Source organism: Myxococcus guangdongensis, from assembly GCF_024198255.1.
GTDB classification, from domain to species: Bacteria; Myxococcota; Myxococcia; order Myxococcales; family Myxococcaceae; genus Myxococcus; species Myxococcus guangdongensis.
The window spans coordinates 23,737-39,974 of sequence record NZ_JAJVKW010000018.1; the positions used below are offsets into that span (position 1 = coordinate 23,737).

The following is a 16,238-nucleotide window of genomic DNA, read 5'->3' on the forward strand; positions in this document are numbered from 1 at the left end:
GACGCTCCGGAGGAATCGACTCGCTGAAGGACTCACAGGGACGCCCTGCTTCATGGCTTCACCTGTCGCTCGCACTCGGTCCGCAGGGGATAGATGCCAGCTGTGCCCTTGGACAGCTCGTCGCGCAGGTAGAAGTACGCCATCACGCCCACGTTGAATTGCGCGTGCTGGAGCCACTCCCCCAGGGCCGGCTCCTGCCCCGCCCGGACCGCCGCCGTCAGCGGGTTGTCGAGCGAGCAGACCTCTTCCCACATGCGCACGCCGCCAATGGCGTTGCGGTTTCCGCTCGGAGGCTCGGCGGACGCCGTGCCGAAGTTGCCCGTGCGGATGAGGTCACAGGCCCCGCGCCCGGCCCCCAGCATGTTCGCACCCCACTTGCCCCAGTCCGACGTGCGCGGGGAGAAGTCGATGTCCACCTCTCCGTATTTGATCCACGCGCTCATGAAGTCCGGCGTGAACTGCACGGGCGTTCCACCCGAGGCCATGTACGCCAGGTAGCGCGCGCCACCATGCGGATTGATGCTGTCGAAACGGCTCAGGTGGGAGACCCCCTCCGTGACGCCGAACAGCCCCGTGATGAGGTTCGCCACCCGGCCGCCATTGAGCGACACCAACACCTTCGCCGCGCCCGTCTGCCCATCTCCCGTACGGCCGTGACAGTTGGAGCAGATGCCCTGGAAGGCCGTCGCTCCCGGCGTCGTGTAATAGAGCTCGCCCCAGGGCGCCTTGGGATTGCCCAGCGCGTTCACCATCCACTTGTCGCGCGAATCATTCCAGGGGTCGTGCCCCGCCGGAGGACTGTCGCGCGACGGGAAGCGGCAGGTGCGCTTGGGCAACCACCAGTTGGTGGGGAAGAGCTTCTTGGCGAGCTGCTCGTGCTGCTCGGTGATGGCGTACCGGGTGAGGTACTCGAACTCCCCTCGGCCGATGGCGTCCTTCCAGGCGGGATTGCGCGGCTCGTAGGGGACCTTGTCGGTGAAGTCCTCGGCAATCCATTGCACGTCCGCGGGGTCCGTACACGCGCCCGCCACGACGTTGTCCGCCTCGCGCAGACGTGCCTTCCGGGCCGCGGCCTGCTCGGCGGGGGCCAGGAGCTTGTCAGCGGGCCACTCGAGCGCCGCGATGTAGCGCGCCACCAACAGCGAGGCCCGGCAATCCTTGCCCGGCACGTTGGTGGGCATGTGGATGACGCGTGCGTCCGTGTCCCGGGCCACGCGCTGGTAGAGCGTGCTGGAGGGCGTTCGCAGCAGCAGGTCCTGCGAGAAGTTCTTCACCTCGCAGTCCACGTAGACACGCTGGCCGTTGCTCTCCTTCACGCCGCAGGGCTTCCAGCCGAAGAGGATTCCCGTGGCGGAGAAGTCCAGCGAGGCGATGGCGGGGTTGCTCTGCACCGCGAAGCCGTTGGGGTTGTGGCACTGGGCGCAATTGCCGATGAAGTAGCCCTGGAGCTCCAACGTGGCCTTGTGGGCCTCCGGTGAGGGAGCCTCCCCCTGCACGGACTCGGCGATGCGCTCGAGCCGGGGCAGGTAGTCCTCCGTCTCGCTCAACTGCCGGAAGCCAGGCACGCCGGTGATGACGCCGTAGCGCACCAGCCGGTCCATCTGGTTCAGCTCGTCCTCGTCGATGAGGGCCTTCGGGTCCACCCCGGCCTCGCCAGGGGACCGGCGATTGAGCTGCAGCGGGGTGAAGCCCAGGATGAAGTTCTGCGCCTCGGAGCCGGTGTGGCACTGGATGCACCGGTGGGCCCCGGGAATCGCGTAGTTGCGCGTGGCGCCGCTGATTTCATGCGCCTTGTAGACGAGCACGCGGTCGGAGAAGGGCTCGTTGTCGCGGTAGCGCAGGTCATGCAGCTCCGCCACCGTCTCGTCCTCGTTCCAGAGGTAGGTCCCGAAGAGGGATTGGTTCCAGGGTTCGCGGACGATGATGAGCCGCGTCTCCATCTTCCGGTAGAAGCGCTTGCCCTGTCGGTCCGACACGGACTTGAAGAACGTCTTGTAGAAGCGCGTGTTGGGCGGGATGTGGAACTTCTGCGTCGCCTCGTCGTACCGGATGGACTGTCCCTGCGGGACGTGGACCAGCCGCAGCTTCTTGGCGTTGTCGGAGAAGAGCGGGTAGGCGGGTGAGAAGGCCACGGTGCCGTGGTCGGCCAGCTTGTCCGCGTCGAACGTCATGATGTCCGTGTCGGTCTCCGACAGGAAGCGAGGCAGCTTCGTGAGCCCCGCGAAGAAGGTGTCCTTCTCCGGGTCGCTCCCCAACGGATAGCCCTTGGCGACCTGGGGGACGCAGTGGCCCAGGTCGCTCATCGAATCCCCCACCTCCCGCGCCACCGTGACGCCGCCCTCTGAGGTGGCCTCGCACACGACGGGGAACGTGCCGGTCGGCGCGCCCCGGGCGAGCCAGGCATTGAGCGCACAGGACAGCTCCACCGCATCCTTGAGCTGCAGGGGCGTGGGTCTGGGTGGCATCTCTCCTTGAGAGGCTTTCAGGGCCATCCGTGCGCCGTCGCGCTTGAGCCCCTCCAGGTCCGCCGTGTACTGGAAACCACCCTGGACGTTGGGTGGGAGGTGGCAGGAGCCACACTGCGTCCCCACCCGCGCCAGCAGGTTGTCGAAGCTCTCCGTCACCGGCTCCCGCGTGGCGGCCCGCCGCAGGGGTATCTTCTCGCCGGAGCGCACCGGATCGCAGGCCCGCTTGAAGGCAGGCACCTCCACGGGCACCTCCACCACGTCGCCCCGTTCGGACGTACATGCCAGCAGTGCCGGGAAGAACAACAGACACACCCGTAGCACGCGGTCTGGGGCAGGCCCCATCCGAGTCATCCCCATGTCGATGTCCCTCCCGCATCCACTTGGGATGCACCGTGGTCGCCCCCGGCCTCCCGAGTCATGTCAGACACGGGTGACCTGCCAGGATGGGGCGCACCCTAGCCGTGCGTTCCGACAGGGAATGACAAGTCCTTGCAACAAAATCAGACACCACCCCGCACACCCAGGACAGACTCCTCCATGCCAATGAAAAACAACGGACCATGACGCGTCGCGACTGTCTTTCCAGTCTCACGAACGCGTCACGGTCCGGCTCCCCCCATGCAACAGGTCCCGGAATCGTCACGCCCCCAGGGCGAAGGCGTGACGAGGACTTCAGGGAACGGCGATGGCCCGCAGCTTCCCGAGCTTGTGGCTGCCGCGCTCGGTGAACCAGACATGCGCATCCAGGCACCAGTTGCCGGGGGGCGCGATGACGATGCCAGACGGGCGGCTGTTGGCCGTGGGCAGGGCGAACTCGGTGATGGCGCCCGAATGGGTGATGCGGCCGATGCGATTGCCGGCGAGCTGGGTGAACCAGAGCTGGCCATCCGGCCCCAGGGCGATGGCGTTCGGCTGGCTCGCGGCGGTGGGCAGCGGGAACTCCGTCACCACGCCGTCCGGGGTGATGCGGCCAATCTGGTTGGCGGCCTGCTGGGTGAACCAGAGGTTCCCATCCAGCCCCGCGACGATGGAGGACGGTGAGGAGCGCTCGGTGGGCAGGGCGAACTCGCGGATGACGCCCTCGAAGGAGATGGAGCCGACCTTGTTCGCCGCCTGCTCGACGAACCACAGGTTCCCGTCGAAACCCTGGGTGATGGCGCGGGGCTGCGCGGCGGCCGTGGGGAGGGCGAACTCGGTGATTTCACCCGAGGGGGTGATGCGTCCGATGCGGTTGCCAGTGAGCTGGGTGAACCAGACATTGCCATCCAGGCCCGCCGCGATGCCCGCGGGGCTGGAGCCCCGGTTGGGCAGCGCGAACTCCGTCACCACGCCGGCCGGCGTGATGCGGCCCATCTGGTTGGCGGCCAGCTCCGTGAACCAGAGGTTCCCATCGAAGCTGGAGGCAATCTGCTGCACGCCCGCGCTCGCCGTGGGCAGCGCGAACTCGGAGAGGGCGCCAGCACGGGTGGCGCGGCCAATCTTCCCGGAGCCGGCCTGCGTGTACCAGAGCGCCAGGTCGGGCCCCAGGGTGATGCTGAGCGGACCCGAGCCGGCGGGCAGGGAAATCTCCCCAACGTCTCCCACGGCGCCGCGGGAATCGCGGCACACCCAGGGGGCGGCGTGCAGGTCGGACGCCAGGGCGGGAGCGCCGATGGAGAGCAGCAACAACGAGGAGCGGAACAGGACACGGAGATGGGTGCGCATGCTGGGTGGGGCTTTCGTCTGACGCAGGTGGGCGCGGAGGGTTCTCCTCCACGAGGGACGGGCCGGAGGAGCTGACGGCGCCCCTCCGGCCCAAGACATTCATTGATGACGGCTGAAGCGTGACGTCACATCACAGGCCGGAGCAGAGCCCCGCGCCGCGGCCCAGACCGTCGCCACCGCAGTCCAGCGGCGCGGCGTCGCTGCAGGCGATGAAGCCCTGCTGCTTGAGGATCTCCTCGAAGTCGCCCGTGTTGGAGACGTAGATCCACTCGTAGAGGGTGGCCTCGTCGAAGGACTGCGCGCGGTTGACGTTCTCGTTCAGGAAGATGCGGCGGGAGAGCGGATAGGCATCCGTCGAGCCGGCCTGGATGAGCTTGCGCACGTTCGCGGCGGTGGGCGCGATGAAGGTGCTGGTCGTGGGGGTGATGGGGGACACGGCCATCAGCGGAACCGCGGCATTGCCCGGCCGCTTGGCCGAGTCGCCCGCGTAGCCGATGGCGTTGTTGTCGCTCTCCGTCAGCTTGCCGATGCAGGTGGTCGCGCTGTCGGAGGCCGTGCACGGGCTGGGGTTGGTGGCCGCGCCGTCGACGATGACCGTGATGCCAGGGCAGAAGGTGCCGCCCTTGAGCAGCGACTTGAACGTGTCGGTGGTGCCGGACAGGTCATCGCGGCGGTACTTGACGATGGGGGCGGACGGCTGACCGAACGCGCTCCAGTCCGTGGGGCACGCGCCAGGGATGGCGACGTTCGAGCTGTCGGTGGCGAAGTAGATGCGACGCAGCTCCTGCGTCGTCAGGCCCTTCACGAACGCGGGGGGCGGCGTGGGGTTGGGAACGAGCGGGAACAGGCCGAACCGCGCCGTCGACACGAACGCGCTCACCGCGTCCAGGGCGATGGTGTTGCTGCGCTCGCCAGGGCAGCAGGCGCCCACCGCCGTGCCGCTCGCACAGGCCGAACCCGACGCCGTCTTCGGCGCCGCGAAGTCACGCGACATGGGCGCCAGCGTCTGCGCCGCGGAGGAGCAGAAGCCGCTGGAGCCCACGCCGTTGCGCAGGCAGGCCTCGCCCACGCCAGAGCCCTTGCCCTCGATGCTCAGGCCGGACCCCGACTGCAGGGTGGCCGCGACGAGCGCCTCCTTCAGCGTGTCCGAACCGTAGAAGTTCGGAATCGCCAGCGCCGCCTCCCGCGCCGACATCTCGGAGGCCTGCGCTCCCACTCCGGACTGACCACCGCAACCGACGACAGACATCGCCACCACCGTGGCGGACATCACCCACTTCATGCTGTTCATGGACGACTCCTCTGGTATCGCGGGGGATTGACGGCAAGACGCGGCCCTCTTCCGCGGACGCGGGAGCGGTGAGGCCTCAAGTGCCTGGAGAGGACCGTCGAACCCGGATGCCCGGGATTCGACGAGGAGCAAGGTGCCTGAATGGCCAGACAAGCGCTGACTCAACTCTGTCAAATCTTGGCCAGCGCCACGTCACACCCACCGTGCGACAGCCTTCACAATCATCCGTGGCGCGTTCGTGGCACTCCGCGGTGCAATGTCAGACTCCGGACACCTGCCGACCCCACACCACGCCACCTCGTCTGCCCCACCCTCCCCCACGCCTGCTACAGGCCTGTCTGCCTTCCTGCCGGCCGCGTCGTTTTTCCTCCCGCGTTGGCTGGTGGACAGGGATTTTTTCAGGAGACAGGACATCCACCCCGCCCTCCGGGCCCATGTTCCCGGGCCCCTCAGAGGGGAAACCCTTGCGGGGACGTCGCTGGCAACCTGCTTGCAGAAGCGTCCTCACGGTTGAAGGGCAGAGGGTCGTCGGGGGGTTGGGCGGCGGGAGAGGCTGGGGCGGGCGATGGCGGGTTGGCGGTGGTTGAGCGTGGTGTGTCTGCTGGCGCCTGCACTCGTGGCGTGCGGGGAGCAGGCGATTGCAGCACCACGTGCTCCAGGCCCGGTGGTGGGGGTGGGGACGGCTGAGCGGGGTGGCGAGGGCGAGGGGGTCATGGCGTGGTCGCGTCCGCTGGCGCACGGGGACAGCGAGGCGCCACACGCGGTGATTGCTCCCGACGGGGACGTTCTCGTCGCGGCGACATACCGGGAGCCGATGGACGTGGGGGGCGGCCCCCTGCCTTTCAACCGGAGTGCTTCAAAGCCTCATCTGTTGGTGGCGCGCTTCTCCCCGGACGGGGCCCTGCGCTGGGCCCACGGTGTCGTTCCGGAGGAGGGCACCTCGCGCGTGCGCGTGGGCGGGCTCGTCATCGACACCCAAGGACGGCCGTGGCTGGGCGGCGCCATCTCGGGCGCCACGCTCTCAGGCACGCGCCTGCCGGATGGTCCCTTCCTCGCGCGCCTGTCGCCCACCGGCACCCTCGAGGCCGTGAAGGGCTTCGACGGTGAGGGCGCGCTCACCATCCAGGCCGTCACCTCCGACGCGGGCGGCGTCGTGGTGGTGGGAGACTTCAGCGGCGAGCACGACTTCGGCGACGCCGTGCGCGCACCTCCCGACGGCGAGCGCGGCGCCTTCGTCCTGCGCCTGGACGCCCAGGGCCGCACGCGCTGGAGCCGCGTCTGGTCCGCGGGAGCGGACGGCTTCGTCACCGCGCGCGCCGCGGGCGTGGATGCGTTCGGCGGCATCTACGTGGGCGGGGCCTACGCGGGCGCGGTGTGCTTCGGCGGCGGCCAGTTCCTCACGGTCCGCCAGCGCACGCCCTTCGTCCTCAAGCTGACACCCGAGGGCGCCCACGCCTGGAGCCGCGACTTCCGAGGCTCCACCGGCGCGGTGAACGCGCTCGCGGTGGGCCCCGACCGCGTCTACGTGGCGGGCGCCTTCTCCAGCCGCTTCTACTTCCAGGGCCAGCCCCACGACGCGGGCAACCACCACGGCTTCGTCGCGGCCTTCAGCGCCGACGGCCACGAGCGCTGGGCGCGCTCCTTCGCCGCCACCGCCACCGCGCTCGCCACGGATGACGCCGGGCAGCTCACCGTCTCCGGCACCCACGACGGCGCGCTGGACCTGGCCCGCACACCCGCCCCCGCGGGCCTCTACGTCGCCCGGCTCCAGCCCGAGAAGGGAGACGCGCTCTGGGTCCGGACGCTCGAGAGCCCCCAGCAGCCCTCGGCCCGCACCGTGGCCGTGGATGTCACTGGGCATACCTTGGTGGCTGGCGCGCTGCGGCGAAAGCTCCCAGCGGGGACACCCTACCCGCAGCCGCAGGATGGTTTTCTTTTCCGCCTGAAACCCTGACACAGAAAATGGTGGGAAACACTTAGACGCGGCATCCCAATCATTTGTCTTGCGGGCAATCGAAGCCTGTCTCGGATTCGACTTCCCACGGGCGGCCATGGTATTCGCCGTCTCGCCTTCGGACGCGTGGCATTCGCGCGCCTTGAAGGGCGAGGCTGTGCTGAAGCGTCGGCGCGCGGCAACTTCGTTCGCAGACGGCCAACCCCTCGACACCACTCCCTGTCATCCCGGGGCGCGGCGTTGTGGGTCGCGCTTCCGGCCGAGTCTCTGTGAGGAGTTGCACCCCCATGACAAGCACCGTTTCACGCAAGGACGCTCCGTCCCGGAGCGTCACCGGCGTGGTCGCCAGGGCCCTGGGGCTCCTGTCGGTCCTCGCCGCCACGTCCGCTCACGCCAGTGAGGCGGACCTGGTCCTCCCCGACTTCGCCACCAAGACGTTCCTGGGCGGCGGACTCAATGGCCATCAACTGCTGCTCTCGGGCATCGCCGTCTGTGTGCTGGGGCTCGTCTTCGGCTTCCTCCAGTACGCGAGCCTCAAGAAGCTGCCCGTGCACCGGGCGATGCTGGAGATTTCCGAGCTCATCTACGAGACGTGCAAGACGTACCTGATGACGCAGGTGAAGTTCATCTGCGTGCTGTGGGCGCTCATCGCGGTGGTGATGGTGGGCTACTTCGGCTTTTTGCGTCACATGGACGCGGGCCGGGTGGGCATCATCCTCATCGCGAGCCTGGTGGGCATCGCCGGCTCGTGCGGCGTCGCCTGGTTCGGCATCCGCGTCAACACGTTCGCCAACAGCCGCACCGCCTTCGCGAGCCTGCGCGGCAAGCCCTACCCCACCTACGCCATCCCCCTGCAGGCGGGCATGTCCATCGGCATGGTGCTCATCAGCACGGAGCTGTTGCTGATGCTGGCCATCCTGCTGTTCATCCCGGCGGACTTCGCGGGCCCGTGCTTCATCGGCTTCGCCATCGGCGAGTCGCTGGGCGCCTCCGCGCTGCGCATCGCGGGCGGCATCTTCACCAAGATCGCCGACATCGGCTCGGACCTGATGAAGATTGTCTTCCGCATCAAGGAGGACGACGCGCGCAACCCGGGCGTCATCGCGGACTGCACGGGTGACAACGCGGGTGACAGCGTGGGCCCGTCCGCGGACGGCTTCGAGACCTACGGCGTGACGGGCGTGGCGCTCATCACGTTCATCCTGCTGGCGGTGGGCGAGGGCTTCCGGGTGGAGCTGCTCGTGTGGATTTTCATGATGCGCATCGTGATGGTGCTCGCGTCGCTGGCCGCCTACGCGCTCAACAACGTGTACCAGTCCGCCAAGTACAAGAACGCGGACCACATGAACTTCGAGCACCCGCTCACCGCGCTGGTGTGGGTGACGTCCATCATCTCCGTGGCGCTGACGTTCCTGGTCAGCTACCTGCTCATCCCCAACCTCAACGGCGACCCGTCGCTGTGGTGGAAGCTGTCCGCCATCATCACCTGCGGCACGCTGGCGGGCGCCATCATCCCGGAGGTCATCAAGGTCTTCACCTCCACGGAGAGCCGCCACGTGCGCGAGGTGGTGACGGCCAGCCGCGAGGGCGGCGCGTCGCTCAACGTCATCTCGGGCCTGGTCGCCGGCAACTTCTCCGCGTACTGGATGGGGCTCGTCATCGCCCTGCTGATGGGCCTGGCCTTCTGGTTCAGCGGCGCGGGCGTCGCGGGCGAGGGCGTGGGCCAGCTGATGATCGCCGCGCCGGTGTTCGCCTTCGGCCTGGTGGCCTTCGGCTTCCTGGGCATGGGCCCGGTCACCATCGCGGTGGACTCGTACGGCCCGGTGACGGACAACGCGCAGAGCGTCTACGAGCTGTCGCTCATCGAGAACGTCCCCAACGTGAAGGACGAGGTGAAGCGCGACTTCGGCTTCACGCCCGACTTCGACAAGGGCAAGGAGTACCTGGAGGAGAACGACGGCGCGGGCAACACCTTCAAGGCCACCGCCAAGCCCGTGCTCATCGGCACCGCCGTGGTGGGCGCCACCACGATGATCTTCTCCATCATCGTGCTGCTCGTCGGCATCAAGAACGGCGTGCTCGACCCGGAGAAGGCCCAGTACCTGTCATTGCTGCACGCCCCGTTCCTGTTGGGCCTCATCACCGGCGGCGCCATCATCTACTGGTTCTCCGGCGCGTCCATGCAGGCGGTGTCCACGGGCGCCTACCGCGCGGTGGAGTTCATCAAGGCCAACATCAAGCTGGAGGGCGTGGAGAAGGCCAGCGTGTCGGACTCCAAGAAGGTCGTCGAAATCTGCACGCAGTACGCGCAGAAGGGGATGATCAACATCTTCCTGGCGGTCTTCTTCAGCACGCTCGCGTTCGCCTGCCTGGAGCCGTACTTCTTCGTGGGCTACCTCATCTCCATCGCCATCTTCGGCCTGTATCAGGCCGTCTTCATGGCCAACGCGGGCGGCGCCTGGGACAACGCCAAGAAGCTGGTGGAGGTGGAGCTGAAGGCCAAGGGCACTGACTTGCACGCGGCCACCGTCGTCGGTGACACGGTGGGAGACCCGTTCAAGGACACGTCCTCCGTGGCGCTCAACCCGGTCATCAAGTTCACCACCCTCTTCGGCCTGCTCGCGGTGGAGCTGGCGGTGGAGCTGGAGGCGGCGGGCCAGGGCCAGCTCATGCGCATCCTGTCGGTGGTGTTCTTCGTGCTCTCGACGGTGTTCGTCTACCGCAGCTTCTACGGCATGCGCATCCAGAGCGTCGGCGGCGCTGCCGCGGCGGAGTCCAAGCCCCAGGCCGCGGTGAAGACGGCCTGAGCGCCGCCTTGCCTTCGTGAGTCATGCGCGGCGGGGTCCTCTGTCCCGGGGCCCCGCCGCTTCTCGTTTCAGGCGCCGATGCCCTCGGGGTCCGTCAGGTGCTCGCCGCCCAGGTGCATGCCCGTCTGGCAGCGGTAGTCCGTCACCAGCGCCACCGCCAGCGACGACAGGCCCAGCAGCACGTGCACCGCGGCGGTGAGGGGGTGTCTTCGCGCATAGCCCAGCGCGAAGGGCGCCAGCACCGCCGCCGCGCCGTGGACGTAGTCGAAGAGCTCATGCACCTCGATGGGGATGAGCTTCGAGACGCTCAGGCGCGAGTCGGTGAGCAGCGTGATGCCAACAAGCGACGCGCCCAGGGCCCAGCCCGCCCGACGCGCTGTCCCATCCTCGGACAGGTGCCCCGCCACCACCGCGGCCACCCCGGCGCGGTAGTCCAACAGCGTGTGGACCTCCGAGGGCACCCAGCGGCGCAGCGGGAAGCGCTCCAGGAGCGGCCGGGAGAGGATGCCCGCACGGGCGCTGGTATCCACCAGGTGGCGCGCCACCCGGCGGGGGGCGCTCTCCGCCCGAGGGGAGGTGGGAGGGGGAGGCAGGCTGGACAGGCTCATCGCGGAGCTCCTTTCCAGGACGGTAGGCACGCCCGCCGCCCGCGCCCCTCCCCGGGCCCGCGAGAAGTAGGAATCCCGGCCACCACTCCTCACCCCTCCCGCACGGCAAGCGGCCAAGGGGGCTTCCACTCAGCCGGCTGCCCCAGGCAGACTATGCCCGACTTACGGCCTCTACATTCTCAGAGGCCGATAACCGCGGCGCGCCGCACCACCCGAGAGAACGCGATTCATGGCAACTGGTACCGTGAAGTGGTTCAACGATGCGAAGGGCTTTGGTTTCATCGTGCAGGACGGTGGCGGTGAGGACGTGTTCGTCCACCACACGGCCATCAACATGGATGGCTTCCGGACGCTGCAGGAAGGCCAGAAGGTGGAGTTCGAGGTCGGCCGCGGCCCCAAGGGCCTCCAGGCGCAGAACGTTCGCGCGGGCTGAGCCTTCTGGAGTCCGGACGTCCCTGAAGCCCGTCTCCGCCGCGCGCGGGGTCGGGCTTCTTCCTTTCCGTCGGGGCGCCTGCTTTGCGAGGCTGGGCCACCCATGCGCCTGCCCCGCTTCCCCCGAGTCATCGGCTTCGACGATGGGCCCTTTCCCCGCCGCGCGGGCGTCTCCGTGTCCCTGGCGGGCGTGGTGTGCGCGGGCACGCGCTTCGAGGGGCTCGTCTGGGGGCGCGTGCGGCGCGATGGCTGGAACGGCACGCGCGAGGTGTGCCGGCTGCTGGAGGGCGGCAAGTTCCTGCCTCAAGTGCATCTGGTGTTGCTGGACGGCATCGCGTTCGGCGGCTTCAACGTGGTGGACCTGCCCGCGCTCGCATCCCGGCTGGGCAAGCCGTGCGTGGCGGTGATGCGCAGGCCGCCGGACCTGGACGCGGTGGAGCGCGCGCTCAGGCGGCTGCCGCGCGCGGACGAGCGCTGGGCCACGCTCCGCCGTGCGGGGCCCATCCATCAGCTTGCGGGCTTCACCTTCCAGGTGCAGGGCGCCGGACCGGATGACGTCGCGGAGGCGCTCCGGCGCGTGACGGACAAGGGCCACGTGCCGGAGGCGCTGCGGCTGGCGCACCTCATCGGCTCGGCGGTCGTCACCGGTGAGAGCAGTCAACGCGCCTGAGTCGGATGTGACTCGACTTCACGTTGGGCGCGGAGGATTGCGTTGGCGTGAGATGGGGTGCGCGCTGGTGGCAATGTTCCATCGTCCCGGGTCTGTCTCGACACAATTCCTGTCGACTATTCCAGGGCGGACAGACCGTCCGGGGGTGGTTTCGAAACAGCCGGGATGTTTGTTATTCTTTATCCTCCCCAGGAGGGAGGGCTCCATGTTCGAGGTCTCCAACGATACGAACCGCCGCACCGTCACGGTGCGGTTGAAGGGCTTTGTCCGACCCAATGAGATGAAGGATTTCGCCGCGGCCTACCGGACCGCGACGGATACGTATGCAAGAGGCCGGCACCTGGTGCTGGCGGATATGCGGGGCTTGAAGGCGCTGGAACCGGAGTCGGCCACGCTCTTCGGAGAGGTCGTCCAGTACGGGCGCGAGCGGGGGTGTCTGGTGTGCGTGCATGTGTCGGACTCGGTCATCGCCCGGCTCCAGACGGCGCGCGTGGCATCCGAGACGGTGACGGAGAACGGCGACATCACCGTGAATTGTGTCTCCATCGAGGAAGCGGACAAGCAGCTCGCCAAGGCCCGCACCCAGCACTTCCTGATGAACGAGCCCGCGGTCGCCCACGCGCGCTGACGCAAGTCTCGGCTGTCTCATCCACGCGCGGGCCCCCTCCTCGACGTCACTGTCGCGCCCGCACGTGGAGGTCTCATCCTGGCAATCCCTGTCTCGAGGACACCGGCTCACCCCGGTATGGCGGTGCCTTGTTTCGAGACACGGCCCGCGCGTGACGCGGTGGACGCGGGCGGGGCCCCGTGGGCCCGTCGTCTGCCCGCATGGGATGGACGGAGGTCAGCGGCGTGAGCGCGCGTGCTCCAGGTAGGCCCGCACCAGGGGCGAGACGGGCAGGCGCAGGGCGGTGTCCAGGTCGATGAACGCCGCCCAGGTGACCTCGCGGTCATCGATGGTGAGCGCGGGCTCGTGCTCCACGTCGAGCTCGAGGAAGCGGACGTGGTCCTCCTTGTTCTCGGTGGTGCCCACGGTCTCGAAGACGGGGCGCAGGGTCGACGCGTCCACGCGCAGGCCGACCTCTTCGTGCAGCTCGCGGGCGCCGGCCTGTGCGGGGGACTCGCCCCGGTCCATGCCTCCGCCGGGCATGCTGAGCTGGTGCTTGTAGGAGTTCTGGAGGAGCAGCACCCGGCCGGCGTGCCACACGCCGACGAAGACGCCCTCCGTCCTGGGGTGACGCACGAGCCAGTACACCCGCGCCAGCGTGTAGGCGCCCCGGTACCCCGTGCGCGCGAGCGCATCCACCCACCGCTTCACCGTGGCCTCCTTCCGGCATCAATTCGAGTCCCCGTCATAGCAGGGGCGCGGGGGCGGCCCCTACCGGGCGCGGACCTCGGGCGGCACCTGCGCGAGCCAGCCCACCTCCAGCACGCCCCACAGGCCCAACAGGATGGCCTCCGCGGCGTCATGGCGGAGCGACGTCGGCTTCGGCGCGCCAGACCACGCGATGACCCTGCGCGCCAGTCCATCCGCCGCGTCCTTCGCCTGTCCGCCGCTGCGCTGCTCACGCGCGTACAGGAGCCGCTCGCGCCAGTCCTCGGCGGAGACGCGCAGCACGGGCAGCGCGCGCCGTGACGCCTCGCGCTCCCAGACGTCCGCCACGGGCCCGCCGCCCTCCAGGACGAGCCAGGCCAGCGCCCCCGTCCCCGCGAGGACCGAGGGCACCGCGCGCTTCAGCCGGGACTGGCTGCCGAAGTTCTGCGAGCGATACGTGAGAAGGCGCCCATCCGGCCCGTACAGCGCGAGCCCCGAGCGCAGGCCCAGGTCCACCGCGAGCAGGCCTGGCGCGGTGGGCTCAGGAGACGCCATTGCGCCACGTGCAGCGGTAGGTGACGTCGGCGGGGGTGAAGTCGCGCACGGTGACGAGCGGCTGCACGGCCCCGGTGGCGCGCAGGCCCGCGCGCAGGGCGCCCTGGGTGAAGTAGCGGATGGGGCCGGCCTCGTTCATCCAGAGGTCCACCTCGGTGGAGGAGACGTCCTCGATGCGGGCCTCGGTGTAGTTGTTGCCGGAGCGGAACATCTGCTGGGCTCGGCCGACGCCGCGCCGAGGGCCCAGCAGTTGGATGACGCTGAAGAGGGCACGCCCCATCGCCGTCTCGCGGTAGCCGTCCACCATGCGCTCGCCGAGCAGCGCATAGCCCTCCTCGGGGGTCACGTCGGGGTGCAGTCCGAGGGCGGCGACGCGGACGGCGGAGCACCAGACGTCGAAGTCGTAGGCGGGCCGGAGCTTCTTCAGGTCCAGGCCGACCTCGCGCAGGCGGTCTTGCAGGACGGGCGTGACGCGCCCCGCGAGCCCCCGCACGAAGAGACCTTCGAAGGTGTGCTCGAAGACGAGCTTCTCCGGCATGTTCACCAGTGTACTCTGGTCCCATCTGTCGTTGCAGCGGGGAACGAAAGCACCATGGGTCTCCAACGAGAGCTGGCCGTGATGGCCATGAACGCGACGCCCCTGCCGGGCAAGACGAACTTCCTGGAGGAGCTGGGGTTGGTGACGCCGGTGCCGGCGGTCCGGGGCTCCATCGGCGCGGTGGCGCACGAGCCGTTCCTCGCGTTCGAGAACAAGCGGCTGTTCGACCTGCTGGTGGCCTTCACCATCGCGGACTTCCCGGATGGCGTGGGGTGCTCGGACTACTTCAATCCGCACAGCCCTTGGTACAACGTGTTCTACGGGGCCTATGGCGTGCGCTCGTACAAGCGGGACGGCACCCCCTGGGGGTTCCGGCGCGATGGACGGGTGGACGTGGAGGAGATGCTGGAGATTCCGCGGCTGGACTACAACTTCCTGACGGCGGGGGAGCTGGGGTGCCCGGCGTCACGGATGTGCTTCGAGCCGCTCGAGGTGACGACGGGGCGGCAGGGCGCGTGGCACAGCGCGGACGTGGCCTGTCTCATCCCCAGCGGGTTGCATCGCACCGAGGACGCGCAGGCGCCGGACCTGAGCTACTACGCGGTGTTCGGCGTGCCGGAGGAGGACTACCTCGCCGGTGGCCGGGAGAGCTACGAGCCGGTGAGGATGCGAGGGCGGATGTACTTCCGCCCCGTCGCCGAGCGCCTCACCCTGGTCTGGGGAGGACTGTGCCCGGACACACCGGACGGACAGGCCCTCATGCGCGCCATCCTCGACACGATGACCCCCGTGTACACGGGCGGGTGAGCCACAGCATCGCCCAGGAGCCGACAACGCCCCGCCGATGCGCGGGTGCGAACCCTCGCGCGCCAGTAACCTCCACCGGATGGAACGAAGGGCTGGCTCGGGAGTCCGGCGCTACATCCGCGTCCTCTTCGTCTGCGGACTTTTCGCGTGTGCCCATGTCGATGAGGGGAGTGGCGGCGGCTTCGGCCGCAACAGCGCGGAAGCACGCATCACCCACCTGATTTCGGAGGGTCGGTTCGCGGAAGCCGAAGCACTCGTGTCCGAGTCCGCGGCGTCCGGACTCATCGAGTCCTCCGCCGCGACCGCCTTTCACCGTCACATCGCGGACCTCTCGATGAAGCTCGGGGAGATTCCCGCCCGGCTCCAGCGAGTGCCGAACTTCCCCGCCAGGCTCAAGGACTTCACCCGTCACGATATCCAGAAGATGTACGACGCGGAGAACTTCACCCTCGCGACGAAGAAGGAGCTGCAGACGGCGCTCAAGCTCCTCAAAGATGTGGCGAAGGACCACTCCCGTCTCCTCCAGAAGCAGTGAGCCCCATGCACCCGAGCCCGAACGACCTGCGACAGCTCCTGTCCGAAGCGAAGCGCCTCGAGTTGGGGAGTCCCGAGCAACTCCGACTGCTCGAGCGCCTGCGGACGAGCTGCCCCGCCCACGTACCCGGGCTGCTCCTCTCCAGCAGGGCGCTCCTCTGGGGCAAGCCAGAGCCTACCGAGGACCCCGAGGCCTTCTTCGCCTCCGTCGAGCAAATCCTGAACGAAGCCCTGGAGTCCTCTGACCGGAGCCCCGAGGCGCTCATCGGCATGGCCCGCTTCCAGAGCGTCGTCCGGGACGCGCCCCAACAAGCAGAGGCCCTGTATCAGGAAGCGTCCACCCGAGCCTTGAGCACACTCGAGGAGTCCTGGGCCGGCCTCATCGAATCCCTCGTGGAGCAGGGAAAGAGCGAAGAGGCCGCTCGACTCGCCACCCGCGCTCGCGCCCTGTTCCCCGACTCCACCGCCATCGCCGAGGCCCACGGCTTCGACAGGCCCGATAAATGAACAGGGCCCGAGCCAACCGCCTCGGGCCCCGTGTTTTACACAGACGGT

At 68.7% G+C, this 16,238-nt stretch carries 15 protein-coding genes; 8 read left to right on the top strand and 7 right to left on the bottom strand.

Going from position 1 to position 16,238, the window contains the following annotated elements:
• Positions 1-50 precede the first annotated feature (50 nt).
• The 3 genes from LXT21_RS38355 to LXT21_RS38365 form a co-directional block, all read right to left on the bottom strand.
• Complete coding sequence (locus LXT21_RS38355; RefSeq protein ID WP_254043198.1) at positions 51-2,810, bottom strand: hypothetical protein; 2,760 nt, start codon at positions 2,808-2,810, stop codon at positions 51-53.
• A gap of 330 nt (positions 2,811-3,140) precedes the next feature.
• The gene (locus tag LXT21_RS38360) at positions 3,141-4,172 is read right to left on the bottom strand and encodes a Vgb family protein (protein WP_254043199.1); all 1,032 of its coding nucleotides are present in this window, start codon (positions 4,170-4,172) and stop codon (positions 3,141-3,143) included.
• A 130-nt stretch (positions 4,173-4,302) separates the two neighbouring features.
• A complete protein-coding gene (locus LXT21_RS38365) occupies positions 4,303-5,463 on the bottom strand; it encodes a PstS family phosphate ABC transporter substrate-binding protein (RefSeq protein WP_254043200.1) in 1,161 nt (386 codons plus the stop codon).
• A gap of 712 nt (positions 5,464-6,175) precedes the next feature.
• On the opposite strand from LXT21_RS38365, the gene LXT21_RS38370 reads away from it, so the two are divergent.
• Together LXT21_RS38370 and LXT21_RS38375 are read left to right on the top strand one after the other, a co-directional pair.
• Positions 6,176-7,417, top strand: coding sequence for a hypothetical protein (locus tag LXT21_RS38370; RefSeq protein WP_254043201.1), 1,242 nt, complete (start codon positions 6,176-6,178; stop codon positions 7,415-7,417).
• A 287-nt stretch (positions 7,418-7,704) separates the two neighbouring features.
• Positions 7,705-10,224 carry a sodium-translocating pyrophosphatase gene (locus tag LXT21_RS38375; RefSeq protein WP_254043202.1) on the top strand — a complete coding sequence of 840 codons (2,520 nt, stop codon included), beginning with the start codon at positions 7,705-7,707 and terminating at the stop codon, positions 10,222-10,224.
• A 68-nt stretch (positions 10,225-10,292) separates the two neighbouring features.
• Here the strand turns inward: LXT21_RS38375 and LXT21_RS38380 are convergent, their stop codons facing one another.
• Positions 10,293-10,832: a hypothetical protein gene (locus tag LXT21_RS38380; RefSeq protein ID WP_254043203.1), complete on the bottom strand. Its 540-nt coding sequence runs from the start codon at positions 10,830-10,832 to the stop codon at positions 10,293-10,295.
• 229 nt (positions 10,833-11,061) lie between these two features.
• On the opposite strand from LXT21_RS38380, the gene LXT21_RS38385 reads away from it, so the two are divergent.
• The 3 genes from LXT21_RS38385 (at position 11,062) to LXT21_RS38395 (ending at position 12,562) form a co-directional block, all read left to right on the top strand.
• Complete coding sequence (locus LXT21_RS38385) at positions 11,062-11,265, top strand: cold-shock protein (protein WP_046710823.1); 204 nt, start codon at positions 11,062-11,064, stop codon at positions 11,263-11,265.
• 102 nt (positions 11,266-11,367) lie between these two features.
• A complete protein-coding gene (locus tag LXT21_RS38390; protein ID WP_254043204.1) occupies positions 11,368-11,934 on the top strand; it encodes an endonuclease dU in 567 nt (188 codons plus the stop codon).
• A gap of 205 nt (positions 11,935-12,139) precedes the next feature.
• Positions 12,140-12,562 carry a hypothetical protein gene (locus LXT21_RS38395; RefSeq protein WP_254043205.1) on the top strand — a complete coding sequence of 141 codons (423 nt, stop codon included), beginning with the start codon at positions 12,140-12,142 and terminating at the stop codon, positions 12,560-12,562.
• Positions 12,563-12,778: 216 nt separating this feature from the next.
• Here the strand turns inward: LXT21_RS38395 and LXT21_RS38400 are convergent, their stop codons facing one another.
• The 3 genes from LXT21_RS38400 to LXT21_RS38410 are packed head-to-tail and all read right to left on the bottom strand — an operon-like array spanning position 12,779 to position 14,342.
• A complete protein-coding gene (locus tag LXT21_RS38400; RefSeq protein ID WP_254043206.1) occupies positions 12,779-13,252 on the bottom strand; it encodes an NUDIX hydrolase in 474 nt (157 codons plus the stop codon).
• Between the two features lie 60 nt (positions 13,253-13,312).
• A complete protein-coding gene (locus LXT21_RS38405; protein ID WP_254043207.1) occupies positions 13,313-13,804 on the bottom strand; it encodes a hypothetical protein in 492 nt (163 codons plus the stop codon).
• On the bottom strand, positions 13,791-14,342 hold the full coding sequence (locus tag LXT21_RS38410) for a DUF2378 family protein (RefSeq protein ID WP_254043208.1): 552 nt from the start codon (positions 14,340-14,342) through the stop codon (positions 13,791-13,793). The genes LXT21_RS38405 and LXT21_RS38410 overlap by 14 nt, the downstream gene beginning before the upstream one ends.
• A gap of 54 nt (positions 14,343-14,396) precedes the next feature.
• Here LXT21_RS38410 and LXT21_RS38415 point away from each other — a divergent pair, with 54 nt between their 5' ends.
• The 3 genes from LXT21_RS38415 to LXT21_RS38425 all read left to right on the top strand — a co-directional run bounded on the left by LXT21_RS38415 (position 14,397) and on the right by LXT21_RS38425 (position 16,190).
• Positions 14,397-15,149: a hypothetical protein gene (locus LXT21_RS38415; protein WP_254043209.1), complete on the top strand. Its 753-nt coding sequence runs from the start codon at positions 14,397-14,399 to the stop codon at positions 15,147-15,149.
• A gap of 79 nt (positions 15,150-15,228) precedes the next feature.
• Positions 15,229-15,684 (top strand): hypothetical protein, encoded by a 456-nt coding sequence (locus tag LXT21_RS38420; protein WP_254043210.1) that lies wholly within the window; start codon positions 15,229-15,231, stop codon positions 15,682-15,684.
• A gap of 5 nt (positions 15,685-15,689) precedes the next feature.
• Complete coding sequence (locus LXT21_RS38425; RefSeq protein WP_254043211.1) at positions 15,690-16,190, top strand: hypothetical protein; 501 nt, start codon at positions 15,690-15,692, stop codon at positions 16,188-16,190.
• Positions 16,191-16,238: the final 48 nt, after the last annotated feature.